18 protein-coding genes are annotated in these 15,067 nt (G+C 67.0%); 5 read left to right on the forward strand and 13 right to left on the reverse strand.

What is annotated here, in order from left to right:
• Positions 1-43: 43 nt before the first annotated feature.
• Positions 44-412 (reverse strand): PRC-barrel domain-containing protein, encoded by a 369-nt coding sequence (locus DFR51_RS13740; RefSeq protein WP_121052126.1) that lies wholly within the window; start codon positions 410-412, stop codon positions 44-46.
• A 157-nt stretch (positions 413-569) separates the two neighbouring features.
• Between DFR51_RS13740 and DFR51_RS13745 the strand changes: the two genes are divergently transcribed.
• The gene (locus DFR51_RS13745; protein WP_121052128.1) at positions 570-1,043 is read left to right on the forward strand and encodes a c-type cytochrome; all 474 of its coding nucleotides are present in this window, start codon (positions 570-572) and stop codon (positions 1,041-1,043) included.
• On the opposite strand, the gene DFR51_RS13750 is transcribed toward DFR51_RS13745, so the two are convergent.
• The 5 genes from DFR51_RS13750 to DFR51_RS13770 all read right to left on the reverse strand — a co-directional run bounded on the left by DFR51_RS13750 (position 1,018) and on the right by DFR51_RS13770 (position 3,912).
• Complete coding sequence (locus DFR51_RS13750) at positions 1,018-1,260, reverse strand: hypothetical protein (RefSeq protein ID WP_121052130.1); 243 nt, start codon at positions 1,258-1,260, stop codon at positions 1,018-1,020. The two genes, DFR51_RS13745 and DFR51_RS13750, sit on opposite strands and share 26 nt — an antisense overlap.
• Before the next feature lie 109 nt (positions 1,261-1,369).
• Positions 1,370-1,993 (reverse strand): acyl-homoserine-lactone synthase, encoded by a 624-nt coding sequence (locus DFR51_RS13755; protein WP_121052131.1) that lies wholly within the window; start codon positions 1,991-1,993, stop codon positions 1,370-1,372.
• 155 nt (positions 1,994-2,148) lie between these two features.
• Positions 2,149-2,892: a helix-turn-helix transcriptional regulator gene (locus tag DFR51_RS13760; RefSeq protein ID WP_121052133.1), complete on the reverse strand. Its 744-nt coding sequence runs from the start codon at positions 2,890-2,892 to the stop codon at positions 2,149-2,151.
• 101 nt (positions 2,893-2,993) lie between these two features.
• A complete protein-coding gene (locus DFR51_RS13765; protein WP_121052522.1) occupies positions 2,994-3,425 on the reverse strand; it encodes a nucleoside deaminase in 432 nt (143 codons plus the stop codon).
• Positions 3,426-3,612: 187 nt separating this feature from the next.
• The gene (locus DFR51_RS13770; RefSeq protein ID WP_121052135.1) at positions 3,613-3,912 is read right to left on the reverse strand and encodes a hypothetical protein; all 300 of its coding nucleotides are present in this window, start codon (positions 3,910-3,912) and stop codon (positions 3,613-3,615) included.
• 168 nt (positions 3,913-4,080) lie between these two features.
• Here DFR51_RS13770 and hisC point away from each other — a divergent pair, with 168 nt between their 5' ends.
• Together hisC and DFR51_RS13780 are read left to right on the forward strand one after the other, a co-directional pair.
• Positions 4,081-5,181 carry a histidinol-phosphate transaminase gene (gene hisC / locus DFR51_RS13775; RefSeq protein WP_121052137.1) on the forward strand — a complete coding sequence of 367 codons (1,101 nt, stop codon included), beginning with the start codon at positions 4,081-4,083 and terminating at the stop codon, positions 5,179-5,181.
• Positions 5,181-6,089 carry a prephenate/arogenate dehydrogenase family protein gene (locus DFR51_RS13780; RefSeq protein ID WP_121052139.1) on the forward strand — a complete coding sequence of 303 codons (909 nt, stop codon included), beginning with the start codon at positions 5,181-5,183 and terminating at the stop codon, positions 6,087-6,089. The genes hisC and DFR51_RS13780 overlap by 1 nt, the downstream gene beginning before the upstream one ends.
• Here the strand turns inward: DFR51_RS13780 and DFR51_RS13785 are convergent.
• The 6 genes from DFR51_RS13785 to DFR51_RS13810 are packed head-to-tail and all read right to left on the reverse strand — an operon-like array spanning position 6,034 to position 10,850.
• A complete protein-coding gene (locus DFR51_RS13785) occupies positions 6,034-6,987 on the reverse strand; it encodes a DUF2125 domain-containing protein (RefSeq protein ID WP_126494986.1) in 954 nt (317 codons plus the stop codon). The two genes, DFR51_RS13780 and DFR51_RS13785, sit on opposite strands and share 56 nt — an antisense overlap.
• Entirely contained in the window at positions 6,987-7,670 is a 684-nt protein-coding gene (locus DFR51_RS13790) for a lysophospholipid acyltransferase family protein (protein WP_121052143.1), read from the reverse strand. The genes DFR51_RS13785 and DFR51_RS13790 overlap by 1 nt, the downstream gene beginning before the upstream one ends.
• On the reverse strand, positions 7,670-8,215 hold the full coding sequence (locus DFR51_RS13795; RefSeq protein WP_121052145.1) for a YdcF family protein: 546 nt from the start codon (positions 8,213-8,215) through the stop codon (positions 7,670-7,672). Before DFR51_RS13795 ends, DFR51_RS13790 begins: the two co-directional genes overlap by 1 nt.
• Positions 8,212-9,105: a cell division protein FtsX gene (locus DFR51_RS13800; RefSeq protein WP_121052147.1), complete on the reverse strand. Its 894-nt coding sequence runs from the start codon at positions 9,103-9,105 to the stop codon at positions 8,212-8,214. Before DFR51_RS13800 ends, DFR51_RS13795 begins: the two co-directional genes overlap by 4 nt.
• The gene (gene ftsE, locus DFR51_RS13805; RefSeq protein ID WP_121052149.1) at positions 9,102-9,821 is read right to left on the reverse strand and encodes a cell division ATP-binding protein FtsE; all 720 of its coding nucleotides are present in this window, start codon (positions 9,819-9,821) and stop codon (positions 9,102-9,104) included. Before ftsE ends, DFR51_RS13800 begins: the two co-directional genes overlap by 4 nt.
• Before the next feature lie 18 nt (positions 9,822-9,839).
• Positions 9,840-10,850, reverse strand: a complete 1,011-nt coding sequence (locus DFR51_RS13810) for a cysteine synthase A (RefSeq protein ID WP_121052524.1) — start codon at positions 10,848-10,850, stop codon at positions 9,840-9,842.
• A 243-nt stretch (positions 10,851-11,093) separates the two neighbouring features.
• Between DFR51_RS13810 and DFR51_RS13815 the strand changes: the two genes are divergently transcribed.
• Positions 11,094-12,650, forward strand: a complete 1,557-nt coding sequence (locus DFR51_RS13815) for a peptide ABC transporter substrate-binding protein (RefSeq protein WP_121052150.1) — start codon at positions 11,094-11,096, stop codon at positions 12,648-12,650.
• Positions 12,651-12,655: 5 nt separating this feature from the next.
• Positions 12,656-13,837, forward strand: a complete 1,182-nt coding sequence (locus DFR51_RS13820; RefSeq protein ID WP_121052152.1) for an acetyl-CoA C-acyltransferase — start codon at positions 12,656-12,658, stop codon at positions 13,835-13,837.
• Here the strand turns inward: DFR51_RS13820 and DFR51_RS13825 are convergent.
• Entirely contained in the window at positions 13,834-15,042 is a 1,209-nt protein-coding gene (locus DFR51_RS13825; protein WP_121052154.1) for a hypothetical protein, read from the reverse strand. The genes DFR51_RS13820 and DFR51_RS13825 overlap by 4 nt on opposite strands.
• Positions 15,043-15,067 lie beyond the last annotated feature (25 nt).

Below are 15,067 nucleotides of genomic sequence, written 5' to 3' on the forward strand. Positions count from 1 at the left end.
ACCCCTTAAAGGCCGCGAGCCGCTGCGCGCGTCTAACCGGTGCTTACCAGTAGGGGTTCACACCATAATGCGAATAGACGCGGTGCTGATACGCGCGGTCGAGCGCCGTATCCCGGCTCGCGTCGTCGAACGTGGGACCACTGCGAAGCTGGTCTTCGGTAACGTCGAGGCGGTAGCCGTCCACATCCGTGTCGTACTTCAGGGTCGACCACGGCAGGCTGTGGTACTTCTCGCCCATCCCGAGAAAGCCGCCGACGGAGACGACAGCGTCGGTCACCCGGCCGCCGCGCTTCTCGATCATCAGCGATTTGACCGACCCGATCCGTTCGCCGTCACGGCCATAAACGGACGTTCCGTCCACCTTCTCCGACGAGATGAGGTCGTTGGTCTCGCTCATTTTTTCGTTCTGCATCCTAAGCTCTCCTCCATTGGATATACCTGACCAACGGAGGCGGTCCCGGCCGGTTCCCCACGATTGGGATGAACCGAGGACCAAAACACGCCGTTCGTCGCATCCGCCCCGTTGACGCGGGCTGTGCAGACGGCATTGTGCGCGCGAGGAGACAAGTATGCGCATGGGAATTCCGGGAGTTACGGCACGGCTGGCAATGATCGCGGTGGCGGGAGGCCTTGTCCTCGCCGGGTGCGAGAAGAAGAAGGACGCAGAAAAGCCCGCCGAAACCGAAGCCCCCGCGTCGCAGCCGGCGCAGGCACCTGCGGCCACTCCCCCCGCGCCGATGCCCGAGGGCAATCCGCCGCCCCCCTCCGAACTTTCGCGCGACGTCCCCGCGATCACGCGCGGCAAGGCGCTCGCCGAGGCGAACTGCACGCGCTGCCACGCCACGCAGCCCGGGCAGAAGAGCGCGAACGCCTCCGCCCCTTCGTTCGCCACGCTGTTCACGAGCTATCCGCCCGACTACATCGCCGAAGCCTTTGCCGAGGGCGTGTTCGTGGGCCACGGCGACATGCCCGCGTTCGAGTTCTCCCCCGAGCAGATCAACGACCTTGTCGCCTATCTCAAGACGCTCGGTCCTCCCGGCTGAGCGGATCGCACAGCGTCGGCAGGCGGCGCGCATCCTCCACACTGTCGGCAAGGCGCTTCAGCACCACATCGAGAAGCGCACGGCCCGCCGTACGCGCATCCTCATCCTGCCCCGGATCGAACAATCCGCCCACATTGATGGCATCGAGCAGCGCCTTCGCCTCGCTGACCCGCCCGGCCAGCGCGAACGCCGCGCATGACCGGCAGCTACAACACATTCGATTGGCCGATTGTGATCTTGAAAGAACGCGCGGCATCGCGCCGCGAAGCCGCGACTTTGGTGTCCAGCATGTTTTGAACTCGTCGTCCCTTTCGGGCGACGCCTCCTCAGGCGACCGCTGAAAGCGTCTCTTCGGCCGGCAGCAGCGATTCCTTCACGCCCCAGTTGCGACGGATCAGCGTCAGCGTTTCGGGCGTGACGTTGATCCGCATCGCGGCGATCGATTCCGTGCCGTCCTTGCGCGGCAAGCCGAGCAGCTCGATATCCCAGCCCACCGACAGGATCGTCGGCACCCAGCTCGAATGCGTCACGAAGATGAGCTGCTTGATATCGCGCATCAACGCGAACTCGATCGCGGCAACGGTGATGTTCTTGCGGCCCGTCCACTGGGCGAGCTTGTCCTTGACGTTGGGATTGGCGCACAGGCGCGTCATTTCCCAGGCGGTGTCATCCGCCGGAACCGGGCTCTGCACCATGTCGGCGAAATGCTCCGCCATCAGCGTCGGGACCGAACACGGCAGGAGGCGGATCGAGGCAACATGGTTGCCCTCCGCATCGACATCGATGATGTAAATGGCATCGTCGGTATCGTACTGGTCGATTTCCTTATCGCCGACGACCGGGATATCCCACTTCAGCCAGTCCACGAAGACACGCTTGCGGTCCTGGTGCATCTGATCGATGAGCGCCTGGTTTTGCGACTTGTTCTTCGCCGTTACGAACTTGATCATAGCCCCCTCACGAAACACTGCGCCGTACAGCGCACCAGCAGTTTTTCCTTCTTAACTCAAAAATATGCATGGTTACTATCCCGGTAACTACCGGGGACTGCGAACGTGTTTCACGTTTAAGGCAATTTTGAGTCAGGCGCGCCCGAAGGCGCCCTTCAGCTCAGGATATCCGCGAAGCTGAGCTGGCCGTTCCACAGCACGCGGGCGAGCAGTTGCTGGCGGGTGGCGACGCCGTAGCGGCGCTTTGCGATCTCGATATGCTCGTTGCACGTTTTGGGGCTGATGCCGAGCAGCCGCCCCATCATCGCATCACTTTTGCCGCGCGCGTAAAGCACGATGCAATCGAGCTGGCGCGGAGTCAGCGCGGCCGACGGGGGCAGCGGGATCGGTTCGTGCGTGCTGATGCGGCGGGCGGCTTCGAACGCGAACCAGCCGACCGATTGCGCGGCAGCCGCGCCATAATGATCGCTGCGGCGTTCGCGGCGCGTCGCGAACGAGCAGAGGCCGACAGTCGTGCCGCCTTTCGGCATCGGGACAGTGAAGCCGTCGAGCAGGCCTTCGGTGCGCGCGACACGCATCACGTCGCGCTGCCGCTCGCTCAGCACGACCATGTCCGGAATGTGCTTCCACGGGAAACCCGCAACCGCAATTTCGCAGGCCGCGAACACGGGATCGTCCACCCAGTAGGCGCGGTCACGGACCATTTCGACCCACACACCCGGATAGGTGGTGAGCTGCAAGGTTTCGGCCGGCACGCGGCTTTGCCGCGGTGAATGCAGCAAGGCGAAACAATCGAAACCGAGCTCTTCGGTAATGGCTTGCGTAAGATTGGTGAGGGTCAGCAGGTCGTTGGCCTTCTTGGCCTTGTCCACGAACGCCTGCACTTTTTTGAACAGCATTTCTCGTCCCTTGCGGTGACGACCCCTTGCACTCCCGGACCCCTTGATTCGGATAAAACCTATCCGATATCGGCACTTAGACGCAAATGCTGAGACGAGCGTTAACGCCGCGCGGCAAAGAATTCGCGCAGCAGGACCGCGGACGCGGACGCGGAGATATCCGGATACACATCCGGGCGGTGGTGGCAGGAGGGGCTGGCGAAGATGCGCGGGCCATGCTCGACGCCGCCGCTCTTAGGATCGGACGCGCCGTAATAGAGCCGCCGAATGCGCGCCGCGCTGATCGCCGCCGCGCACATCGGGCACGGCTCGAGCGTCACATAGAGGTCGCATCCCGAGAGCCGCTGGGAGCCGATGCGCGCAGCGGCCGCGCGGATCACCAGCATCTCGGCGTGGGCGGTGGGATCCGAAAGTTCAAGCGTCCGGTTGCCGTCGGCTGCAAGCACGGTGCCGTCCGCATCGACGATCACGGCACCGACCGGCACCTCGCCGCGTTCCGCCGCCGCGCGCGCCTCGCCAAGCGCTGCGGCCATCGCACCGCCGGCTGCGAAATCGGAGAGAGAGCCTACGCTCATGTTGGGCTGCCTTGCGCGTGCACGGCGCCGGTTTCAACGACGCGGCGCGCAAGGTCAATCACGCCGAAGCGATTACGCCCCCAAAAATTGTGCGCCCCGGCGGGAGGGGGATTCCGGCCGGGGCGCTCGACGGCAATGCTGTTGCTTACTGCTTGGCGCTACCGTCGTCTCCAGCGGGGGTGATTTCCACCGTCGGAACGTCAATATCAACCTTGTCGGTCTTCACCTCGACGTCAGGAACCGGAACGCTTGCCGATTCCGTCCCGACGTTGATCTCGCCGGTTTCGACCTGAACTTCCGGTATCTCGCCGCCCGAGACGCTGACTTGTGGCGTCTTCAGATCGCCGCTCGCATCGACATTGAACAGACCCAGGGCATAGCCGACGACGGCCAGCAGAACGATCACAGCGACGACGATAACGATGGTGCGACTGCCTTTATCCACGGCATATCTCCCTGTTGTTTTCACTGAGCCGCCAACGCGCGGTGTGCGGATTTGGTTTCATCCGTTGTTTCAGGGTCGACACGATTTTCCGTCGGCGTTCTCTTGCAACCGCGCGCCGCATCGTCCAATGCCCGTGCCGTCCGAACAGAGAGCAGGAAAGCTGGCAACATGACGAAGGCCCCGACCGCGAAGCCCTGGATAAGCGCTATCGAGGCTTATGTGCCGGGCCGCGCGCAGGCCGCTCCGGGCGTAACGCTCGTCAAGCTCTCCTCGAACGAGAACCCCCGCGGCGCGAGCGCGAAGGCGATCGAGGCGATGCGCGCCGCCGTCGGCAAGGCGAACCGCTACCCGGACGCCAGCAGCCACGATCTGCGCGAAGCCATCGCGGCGCTGCACGGCCTCGAGGCGGACCGCATCGTCTGCGGCACCGGATCTGACGAAATCCTGCAGTGCATCGCCCTCGCCTACGCCGGCCCCGGCGACGAGGTGCTCTACGTGCGCCACGGCTTCATGGTCTATCCGATCGCCGCCGAGCGCGCGGGCGCGACGCCGGTCGCGGCGCCGGACACGGATTACACGGCCGATGTGGATGCGCTGCTCGCCGCCGTCACCGAGCGGACGAAAGTCGTCTACCTCGCCAACCCCAACAACCCAACCGGCACGCTGATCGCCCAGAGCGAGGTTGAGCGGCTGCACGCCGGACTGCCGCCGCACGTGCTGCTGGTGATCGATTCCGCTTATGCCGAATATGTCGAGGAGCCGGGCTACGACGACGGCATCGCGCTTGCGCGTGTCCACCCGAACGTCGTGATGACGCGGACCTTCTCGAAGATCTACGGCCTCGCGGCGGAGCGCATCGGCTGGGCCTACGGCGCGCCGGATGTGATCGACATGGTGAACCGCATCCGCGGCCCGTTCAACGTCACCAGCGCCGGGCTTGCGGGCGCGGTCGCCGCGCTTGCCGACCAGGACTTCGTGGCCACATGCCGCGCCGACAACGCCCGCAACCGCGCGGCGCTTATCGCTGCCGTGGAAGCGCTCGACAACAAGGGGCTGCGCGCAGTGCCTTCGGCGGCGAACTTCGTGCTGGTGACGTTTCCCGAAACGGGGGCGCACACGGCGGAGGCGGCGAACGCCTACCTCACCGAACGCGGGTTCCTGACACGCTGGCTACCGAACCAGGGCCTTGGCAACGCCCTGCGCATCTCGATCGGCACCGACGAGGAAACGCAGGCCGTGATCGGCGCTCTCCGCGCCTTCCTCGGCTGATGCTGCCCTTCTCCCGCGTCGCCATCATCGGGCTAGGTCTCATCGGCTCGTCGCTCGCGCGCGCCGTGCGGCTGCACATGCCGACCGTACGCCTCGTCGGCTATGACGGCAGCGCGGCCGTCCGCGCACGCGTCGATGAACTCGACCTCCTCGACGATATCGCCGACACACCCGGCGCCGCCGTGATCGACGCCGACCTCGTGGTGCTGTGCGTGCCCGTGGGGCAGATGGGCGCGGCGATCGAGGAGATGCGCGCCGACCTGCCAAAAGGCGCCATCGTCAGCGACGTGGGGTCTGTGAAGGCAAGCGTCGCCGCGCTCGCCGGGCTGATCCCCGAAGGCGTGCACTTCATCCCCGCGCACCCGGTGGCGGGCACCGAAAAGTCTGGCCCGGATGCGGGCTTCGCCGAACTCTTCCACCAGCGCTGGTGCATCCTGACGCCGCTCCCCGGCACGGACGAGACGGCGATCGAGCGCCTTGCCGAGTTCTGGAAGCGTCTCGACAGCAAGGTCGAGACGATGGACGCGCAGCACCACGATCTGGTGCTGGCGGTGACGAGCCACCTGCCCCACCTGATCGCCTATTCGATCGTCGGCACCGCTTCAGACCTTGAAGGCGTGACACGGTCCGAAGTGATCAAATATTCGGCGGGCGGCTTCCGCGACTTCACGCGCATCGCCGCCTCCGATCCGCAGATGTGGCGCGACGTGTTCCTTGCCAACAAGGACGCGGTGCTCGAAATCCTCCAGCGCTTTACGGAAGACCTGACCGCGCTTCAGCGCGCGATCCGCTGGGGCGACGGCGATACGCTGTTCAACCTGTTCACGCGCACCCGCGACATCCGCCGCACGATTATCGATGCGGGACAGGACACGGCGGCTCCTGACTTCGGACGGGACCACCGCTAGCCCCTTCGGGATCGCCGACGGTCACGCCCGCCGCGCTGTCTCCGGTCAGCGTCATCGTGCGCGCGCGGCGCGCGCGGTACTCCGCCGCCGGGACCGTGCCCTCAAGCAGCGCCTTCACCGTGAACGGACATTCGCTCCTGATCGTGCCCGAGACGGCGATGCGGCCATCGGGGAGCGGCGCGAGCGTGGCATCGATGTCCGCGAGCGGCTTGTCCCTCGCGAGAAGCTGCGCGCCCTTCACCTCGATCGTACCGCCGTTCCGCCAACCGTCTATCGCGTTGATCGGCGCGCGCGCAGTCACGAACAGGGGAATGTCGATGCCCAGGCTGACGCCTGCACGGTCGAGCGTTCCGGCGATGCGCGCCTCGGCCTGAACCGGCAGCGTCGGGGATTTGCCCTGCGGCTCGCCGCCCGGCGTTTCGCGCAGGTGCAGCTCGAAGTTCGACGCGTCGAACGGTCCGCCCGCGAACGGAAGCCAGACCTTCGCGGTTTCGAACTGCATCGACAGGCGTTCGAGCGTGTCTCCCGGCCGCCGCACGCTCGCCAGCATCGCAGGCGCTTCGACGTCGAGACGCATGCCCGCCAGCCGTGTGAGCGCGAACTGCAGACGCGGCTGCTCCGCAACGACCACGACATGGCCTGTGCGCCACGGCTGACGATTGACGACCACCGATGACGCATGGGCCGCAAAGGAAAGTTCTCGCGTCTGCCGCCGGACGGCAATGTCGCCGGCGCGCGCCTCGATCCGGTAGGGGAAGCCCGCCGTCTCGACCGGCGCGCCGATCCGGGCAGACACGATCTCGCCGAAGCCTTTCGCCTCGCCCTGCCAATAGAGCCAATAGGCGATCAGCCCCAGCAGCAGCGGCAGCACCGGCACCCAGAACGGCAAGCGACGCATCACGGCACCTCGTTGATGGCGGCGTGCAGCCGCGCCTCAAACGTCTTGCGGTCGAGCCCGGCGGGGATCACCTCGCCGAAACGCATCGTGATCGTGCCGGGCTGCTTCCAGAAACTGCCGCGCGGCCAAAGCGTTCCCGAATCGAGCGCGACCGGCACGACCGGCAGCTTCATCAGCTTGTAGAGCCCCGAAACGCCGGGTTTCAGCGGCGGGGCCTCGCCCACCGGCGTGCGCGTGCCTTCGGGGAAGATCACGATTTCGCGGCCTTCGGCGACGGCCTGCTCGGCAACGCGCAGCATCGTGCGCATCGCGGCTGAAGAGGCGTCGCGGTCAACCGGGATCGAACCGTGACGGCGCGCGATCCAACCCCAGACCGGAATCCGCATCAGTTCCGCCTTCATCACCACAGCGGGCCAGCGGAACAGGCGCGGGGCAGCCATGGTCTCGTAAGCCGCCTGATGCTTCATCGCGACGATCACCGGGCCTTTTGGCGGCTCGCCGACGATCTTCAGCCGTACGCCCGCGATCCGCGACGACGACCAGAGGAAAAACGCCGACCAGCGCCGCGCGCCCACGTGCGCACGGCGGCGCGAGATCAGTGCGTCAAAGCCTGCGGCAATAACGAGAAGGGCGCCCACCACATAGAAGACCAGGGCAAACGCGATCGAACGGAACACAATCATCAGGCCTCACCCATCAGCAGCAGCAGGCGCCTGAACAGGAACTTGCTGTATTCTAGCGCGAGCAGGCGCGCCGATAGACGCGCAGGCACCGCATCGGGCACGAGCCTGACCCCCGAACCAATCCGCGCGCGCGCTTCCGCCGTCGCGCGCTTGATGTGGAACTGCGAGGTGACGAGGCGCACGGATTTATACTCGTGCTGCTTCACCCACGCCGCGATCTCCTCACCATTGCCGCGCGTATCGGCGGCCTCCTTGCCGAGATCGATGCAGCAATCGAAGACGTCCGCCGGCACGTTCAGCTCGATTGCGAGTTCGATCGGCCGGACACTGGCATCGACGCCCGAGATGAGCAGCCGCTCCGCCTTCCCCGCGCGCAGCAGATCGACACCCCGCGCAATCCGGCCTGGGCCGCCGGTCAGCACGACGATGCCTTCCGTGCGAATGTTATCAGCCGCAGGTTCGGGCAGGCTGAGCACAAACCAGACGAAACCCGCGATCCATGCGAGCGCAAGCAGCATGGCGGAGCGCACGAGAACCGCGGTCATAGCTGCTGCTTCAGCCTCCGCCCGACGGTGATCCGCACCGTGAGGATCGTGAGCAACGCCACGAGCAGCGGCACGGCGGCAAGCGCCGTCCAGCCGAGCGGCGACAGCCCGATTTCACCAGCGAGCCCGCCGCCGAACTGGCCGAGCAGATTGCCGATGAAGATGATGACGGCGAACCCCGCAATCGCGCCGATCGCGCCGCCAATGAGTCCCTGAATGGCGTAGCGATATTCAAAAAGTGCCGCGACGGTGCGATCCTCGGCGCCCATGATGTGAAGCGTTTCGATCGTCGGCCCGTGCGTGCTGAGCGCCGCGCGGACGGAGAGCGCGACGATTGCCGCAGTCGTGGCGACCACGAGCACGCCGATCGAGACGGCGAGCCATCGCAGCACCTCGACAACCCCCGCGAGCGGCCGGAACCACTGGGCGTGGGTGTCGATGCGGGCGGTGGGCGCAATCGCGCGGACAGCCTCGCTGATCGCCGCCATATCCCCGGTGCCGGAGCGCCAGCGCGCGTCGATCATCGCCGGGAGCGGCAGGTCTTCACCGATGTTGCCGGAGCCGAGCCACGGCTCGACCAGCGCGCGCAGTTCGCTGTCGCCGAGCACCACCACGTCCGCGAGGTCGGCGCGCGCGCGCAGCGTCGCGGCGATGGCGGCGGTGTGCTCGCGCTTCACATCCGGGTTCGGCTCGACGATCTGCACGGTGAAGCTGCGCGAGAGGCCGCCGGTGAGCGCCGCCGCGCCGTTGGAAAGTGCCATACCGCCCGCGAGCGCGAGCGTGGCGAGAAAGGTCATCATGCCGATGATCCATGGCAGGGCACCGCCCGCCCACCGGCTTTCGGGAAGGAAGCGGTAGCGCTGCGCGCGCGGCTGCAGCCAGGCGATCACAGACTGAGCTCCGCAGGTTCGACCGGCGGCGGATTGCGCAGCACGCCCATCGGATCGAGCATCTCCCCGCGATCGAGCCGCAGCGTGATCGCGGAGGGCACGCGGGACATGAGGTGCAGCGCGTGCGTCGCCACCACAACGGTTGTGCCGAGGCGGTTGAGTTCGTGGAAAAGGTGCAGGAGCCGCCCGGCCATTTCGGGATCGACGTTGCCCGTGGGCTCGTCCGCCAGCAGGATATCGGGCCGCGCGATCACCGCGCGCGCGATGGCGACACGCTGCTGCTCGCCGCCCGAAAGCACGGCGGGGCGTGCGTCGCGGCGTTCGGCAAGCCCGACCCAGGCCATGAGTTCATCGACATGCGCCTTCACCTCCGCCTCGTGCACGCCTGCGATGCGCAGCGGCAGGGCGATATTGTCGAAGGCAGTGAGATGCTCGATCAGCCGGAAATCCTGCAGAACGACGCCGATGCGGCGGCGCAGCGCGGGAAGCGCCCCGCGCGGCAGGCTGGTGATGTCGCGCCCGAACATGTCGATCCGGCCGCGCGAGGGCCGCTGCGCGAGATAGAGCAAGCGCAGCAGCGAGGTCTTCCCCGCACCCGACGAGCCGACGAGGAACATGAATGCGCCGGTTTCCAGCCGGAAACCGATGTCGCGCAGCACCTCCGCGCCCGTGCCGTAGCGCAGGCCGACATTGTCGAAGCGGACGATGGTGCTCATGGTGCGCTCACGAAAGCATCACGGCGCACTGAGCCAGTTCGGGACGGGCAGGCCTTTTTCCGTCAGCCATGCGGGATTGTAGAGGCTGGAGAGGTAACGCAGCCCGGAATCGCAGAGCACGGTGACGATGGTGTGGCCCGGCCCCATCTCGGCGGCGAGCTTTTCAGCGCCGACGATATTGATGCCCGAGGAGAGGCCAAGGCTGATCCCCTCTTCAATGAGCAGGTCGTGGATGGTGCGAAGCGCCTCCTCATCCGTCACGCGGAACTGCGTGTCGACCGGCGCGCCGTCGATGTTCGCCGTGACGCGGCCCTGCCCGATGCCTTCGGCAAGCGACGACCCTTCGGACTCCAGCACGCCGCGCGCAAACCAGGAATACATGGCCGCGCCGTAGGGATCGGTGAGCGCGATGCGAATGTCCGCATTCTTCGCCTTCAGGCCCATCGCCGTGCCCGCGAGCGTGCCGCCGGTGCCGACCGCGCAGGTGAAGCCGTCCACCGCGCCGCCCGTATCCGCCCAGATTTCCTCGGCAGTTGTCTCGATGTGCGCCTGGCGGTTCGCGAGATTGTCGAACTGCCCAGCCCAGATCGCGCCCGGCGTCTCCTCCGCGATGCGGCGCGAGCGGTGCTGGAAATGCTCGGGGTCGGCGTATTTGGTCGGCGGCACCAGCACCAGTTCGGCGCCGAGCGCGCGCAGCGTCGCCATCTTTTCGACCGACTGGTTCGAAGGCATCACGATGATCGTGCGATAGCTCTTCGCGTTCGCAACCACGGCAAGCCCGATGCCGGTGTTCCCCGCCGTGCCTTCGACGACGATGCCGCCGGGCTTCAGCCGGCCTTCGCGCTCCGCCGCTTCGATCATGTAGAGCGCCGCGCGGTCCTTCACCGAACCCCCGGGATTGAGAAACTCGCACTTGCCGAGGATCGTGCAACCCGTGCGTTCGGAGGGGCCGCGCAGGCGAACAAGCGGCGTACCGCCGATAAGCTTCAGGATATCGTGCGCGGGTGCGCGAGAGATGTGACTTGGCATGGTGAATGCAAGGCTTACCGACGCGCGCCGCCCCATGCAATCGCGCCTTCATGACAGGAGCACGAAAGTCGGCGGCGCATTTCTGCGCCGCCGGTAAAGTCGGTTTTGGGGGAACCGCAACGCGAAGGGAAAGACCCGTCCGCGCCTTGAGAATTCAAACCTAGCGCGCATGCGGGTCAGATTCGTGACGAAAGCGAAAATGCGCGGCTGAAATTGCCACACTGCTGGTCTAGATCATGAAGCATGATCCGCGCCGCCATCATAACCGCCTGCACCCTGCTCGCCCTGGCCGGCTGCGACCGCGCAACGGACAGCGACAGCGACAGCGCGCTCCGCATGGCCTTCGTGAACGACGACGGCGCAAGCCTCGTCCCCGAAGACAGCCTTGAAAACGCCGCGGCGCGGGCCATGCACATCGGACTGACGACGCTTGAGCCGAGCGGACGGGTGGTGCCGTCTCTGGCGCTCAGCTGGCGGGTGAGCGACGACGGGCTCACTTATGTGTTCAAGTTGCGCGAGGCCTATTGGGCGGACGGGCGGCGGCTCACCGCCGGCGATGTCGTTGCCGTGATGCGGCGCATCGTCAGCCCCGGCTCCGGGAATCCGCTCCGCGATGAGTTGATGATGATCAACAACGCCGCGCTCATCGCGGCGAACCGGCGCCCGGCGCGGATGCTCGGCGTTTCCGATCCGCGTCCCGACACGGTGGTGATCACGCTCGCCAAACCCGAACCGGCATTGCTGCAGCTGCTCGCAGACCCGGCCGCGGCAATCGTCCGCTCTGGCAAAACCCCGCCCGCTTCAGGCGCATTTACGAAGGCAGACGACGCGGGCGACGCGGACGGCGCGCTGCACCTTGTGAAGAACAGCGCCTATTATGCGGCCGATACGGTCTCGCTCGCCGGGGCAACGCTCTCCCGTACCGACGCGGAGGGAGCGATCCGGCGCTTCAACGCTGGCGAACTCGACATCGTGAGCGGTAGCCGCCTCACCGGACTGCGGGCAGCGCGATCGGGCGGCGATTCACAGACGCTCCGGCTGGAGCCGACGTGGGGCCTCTATTTCTATCTGGCGCGCACCAGCTCCGGCCCGCTCGCCGACATCCGCGTGCGCCGCGCGCTCGCCATGTCGTTCGATCGCACCGGCATCCTCTCTCGCCTGTTCGGCGTCACCGGCTTGCAGCCTGCCTATTCGGCACTGCCGCCGACGCTTCCCGATGCCTATGCCGGAAGCGCGGGCGACTGGGCCGGATGGTCCGCCGACGTGCGGGAGAGCGAGGCGGTGAGGCTGCTCGCGGAGGCCGGCTATACTTTCAACCAGCCGCTGACACTGTCTGTCGCCATACCCCACGGCCGCGAACACGCCGATCTGCTCGCCGCGATCAGCAATTCCTGGGGCGTGATCGGCGTCCGCGTGAAGGCCTACGCGCGCGGCCCGCTTTCGCACCGCCGCGCGATCGAAAAGGGCGACTTCGACCTTGCCGCCGTCGAGCGCATCGGGCGAGCGCCCGTCGCGGACACGTTCCTGCAACCCTTCACCTGCGCGGTGCGGTTTGGCGGCTATTGCAACCCGGCGGTCGACCAGTTACTCGCCGACGCGGCCGCCGAGGACGATCCCGGTACGCGCATCCAGCTTCAGCGGCGCGCGAACCGGCTGATTTCAGAGGATGCGCCGCTGATTGCCGTCCTGTCGCCGATCCGCTGGTCGCTGGTATCGCCGCGCGTGACGGGCTGGGAAAACAATGTGGCCGGCGCGCATCCGTTGTCCGGCCTCGCCATGAGCGGAACGAAAAAGGAGTAGCACCCATGGACCCCATCGTCATCGTCGGCGCGAAGCGCACCCCCATGGGAGGCTTTCAGGGCGATCTTGCCGGCCTGACCGCAAGCCAGCTCGGCAGTGCCGCAATCCGCGCCGCGCTTGAGGAGGCCGGCGTTCCCGCCGCAGACGTCGAACAGGTGATCATGGGCAACGTGCTCGGTGCAGGCCAGGGCCAGGCCCCGGCGCGCCAGGCGCTGCTCGGCGCGGGTCTTCCCGAAAGCGTCGGCGCGACCACGCTCAACAAGATGTGCGGTTCGGGCATGAAGGCCACGATGGACGCACACGACATCATCCTCGCGGGCAGCGCCGAAATCATGATCGCTGGCGGCATGGAATCGATGACGAACGCCCCCTACCTCCTCCCGAAGGCGCGCAGCGGATACCGGATGGGCCATGGCGAGGTGAAGGATCACATGTTCCTCGACGGCCTTGAGGACGCCTACGACAAGGGCCGCGCGATGGGCACGTTCGCCGAGGAGACGGCGCGCCATTACCAGTTCACGCGCGAAGCGCAGGACGTTTACGCCGTGCGCTCGACAACGCGTGCGCAGGCCGCGATCGCGGACGGCAAGTTCGCGGGCGAAATCGTGCCGGTTACGGTCAGCGGGCGCGGCGGCGACGTGACGGTGAGCATCGACGAGCAGCCCGGCAAGGCGAAGCTCGACAAGATCCCAACCCTGAAGCCCGCGTTCGCGAAGGACGGCACCGTAACGGCGGCGAACAGCTCGTCGATCTCGGACGGCGCGGCTGCACTCGTGCTGATGCGCGAATCGACCGCGAAAGCGCGCGGCCTGACGCCAATCGCCCGCATCCTCGGCCACGCGACGCACGCGCAGGCCCCGGCATGGTTCACGACCGCGCCGGTGTTCGCCATCGAAAAGCTGCTGAAGAAGGTCGGCTGGTCGGCGAATGACGTCGACCGCTACGAGATCAACGAGGCCTTCGCCGTGGTGGCGATGTGCGCGATCCGCGACCTCGGGCTCGACGAGGACAAGGTGAACGTCCACGGCGGCGCCTGCGCGCTCGGCCACCCGATCGGGGCGAGCGGTGCACGCGTGATCGTCACGCTGCTCGGCGCACTGCGCGACGCGGGGCTCACGAAGGGTGTCGCCAGCCTCTGCATCGGGGGCGGCGAAGCGACGGCACTCGCGGTTGAACGCCTGAACTAGGGCTGCATCACAGGAAGCATGTCGAGCGCCCGGTCGATCCGGGCGACCGCCGCCGCATACTCAGTGCTGGAAACGTCACGATAGTGGCGTTCGAAGGCGCTTGAGCTCATGCCTTCGTTGAAGCCAAGTGCCGAGAGCGGCAGAAGCTCGGGGGAATCGGCAGAGAAACGGCGCGAAAGGCGCGCGGCACGCGCCGGATCGGCCGCCGTTTCGCCGAGCCGTAGACCCGCACGGTCCGCCGCAAGGTCGACGAACGAGAAACCACTGCCGCCGGCAAGGCTGTCGTCGAGTTCCTTCCAGGTGCCGAGCGCGCGCCCGATGGCGGGATCGGCAGCAGCCGCCAGCGCCGCCGACAGCGTGAAATGCTTGGCAAGGTCGTCGCGCCCCGCAAGCGTCACCCGCAGCGTCGGGGGAAGCATCGGGGTGAGCGCGGCCTCGCTGTCGCGGGCGAGACGGCCCGCACGCGGCCCGACGACGAGCATGGCGGCAGCAACCATCGCGGCCCGCGCATGCGACCGCGCGCGCTCCCCGCTCTGCGGCGCGTCCGCAAAGAGCGCGGCATAGACCTCGGACAGATCGAGCGGGCGCCCTTCGAGGCGCTGATACGCGGAAACGTAGAGCCGGTTGGCGAGGTGTCCATCGATCGCGTCGTCCGACGGCGCCAGCTTGCTGACGCCCTTCAGCAGCCCACGCGGCAGATCGAGCACGACATTGGCCGTGCCCTTCCCCGCTTCGAACGCGAGGATCGCCTCGCGCGTCGTGGGGAAGCGCTGGCCGGCGCGCATCTCCGCTGCCTTATGGGCCATGCCGAGCAGCGGCTCGAGCAGCAGCGTCGGGATCGGCAGCGTGCCGATGTTCGCGGAAATCTGCGGGTAGCCGTAGTCCTCGACCTCGGTGATGCGCACGCCCCCCGTCAGCCACGTGCCGCCCGAAAGGCGGAAGGCGGCCTTCACCGCGAGCGCATCGTCCGCGACGCGGGGGGAGAGGCGCAGCCGGGGCACACCGTTGGTGAGCACGCGCGCCGCACCCTCCATGTCCGCGATCGAGGCCGTGACCGGCGAAGGCTCCTCGGCAGCCGCGACTTCCGCGAGCGCGACCGCGAGGTTGCGCGCGGCGCGAACGTCCGACGCGCTCGGGACATCGGGCGCAGCGATCCCCTCGCCGGTGAGCGCAGCCGCCCCGGCGAACAGGATAAGAGCCAGCAATCCAAGCACGAATCGAATGGGGCCA

It is taken from the genome of Sphingosinicella microcystinivorans, assembly GCF_003634215.1.
GTDB lineage: Bacteria > Pseudomonadota > Alphaproteobacteria > Sphingomonadales > Sphingomonadaceae > Sphingosinicella > Sphingosinicella microcystinivorans.

Excerpts from the sequence above, each read along its gene's own strand:
- DFR51_RS13755 (WP_121052131.1), bottom strand. The coding sequence starts at position 1,993 with ATGATCAAGTTCGTAACGGCGAAGAACAAGTCGCAAAACCAGGCGCTC.
- DFR51_RS13745 (WP_121052128.1), top strand. The coding sequence starts at position 570 with ATGCGCATGGGAATTCCGGGAGTTACGGCACGGCTGGCAATGATCGCG.
- DFR51_RS13760 (WP_121052133.1), bottom strand. The coding sequence starts at position 2,892 with ATGCTGTTCAAAAAAGTGCAGGCGTTCGTGGACAAGGCCAAGAAGGCC.
- DFR51_RS13820 (WP_121052152.1), top strand. The coding sequence starts at position 12,656 with ATGGACCCCATCGTCATCGTCGGCGCGAAGCGCACCCCCATGGGAGGC.
- ftsE (WP_121052149.1), bottom strand. The coding sequence starts at position 9,821 with ATGAGCACCATCGTCCGCTTCGACAATGTCGGCCTGCGCTACGGCACG.
- DFR51_RS13780 (WP_121052139.1), top strand. The coding sequence starts at position 5,181 with ATGCTGCCCTTCTCCCGCGTCGCCATCATCGGGCTAGGTCTCATCGGC.
- DFR51_RS13750 (WP_121052130.1), bottom strand. The coding sequence starts at position 1,260 with ATGTGTTGTAGCTGCCGGTCATGCGCGGCGTTCGCGCTGGCCGGGCGG.
- DFR51_RS13790 (WP_121052143.1), bottom strand. The coding sequence starts at position 7,670 with ATGATTGTGTTCCGTTCGATCGCGTTTGCCCTGGTCTTCTATGTGGTG.
- DFR51_RS13765 (WP_121052522.1), bottom strand. The coding sequence starts at position 3,425 with ATGGCCGCAGCGCTTGGCGAGGCGCGCGCGGCGGCGGAACGCGGCGAG.
- DFR51_RS13795 (WP_121052145.1), bottom strand. The coding sequence starts at position 8,215 with ATGACCGCGGTTCTCGTGCGCTCCGCCATGCTGCTTGCGCTCGCATGG.
- DFR51_RS13740 (WP_121052126.1), bottom strand. The coding sequence starts at position 412 with ATGCAGAACGAAAAAATGAGCGAGACCAACGACCTCATCTCGTCGGAG.
- DFR51_RS13815 (WP_121052150.1), top strand. The coding sequence starts at position 11,094 with ATGATCCGCGCCGCCATCATAACCGCCTGCACCCTGCTCGCCCTGGCC.
- DFR51_RS13785 (WP_126494986.1), bottom strand. The coding sequence starts at position 6,987 with ATGCGTCGCTTGCCGTTCTGGGTGCCGGTGCTGCCGCTGCTGCTGGGG.
- DFR51_RS13810 (WP_121052524.1), bottom strand. The coding sequence starts at position 10,850 with ATGCCAAGTCACATCTCTCGCGCACCCGCGCACGATATCCTGAAGCTT.
- hisC (WP_121052137.1), top strand. The coding sequence starts at position 4,081 with ATGACGAAGGCCCCGACCGCGAAGCCCTGGATAAGCGCTATCGAGGCT.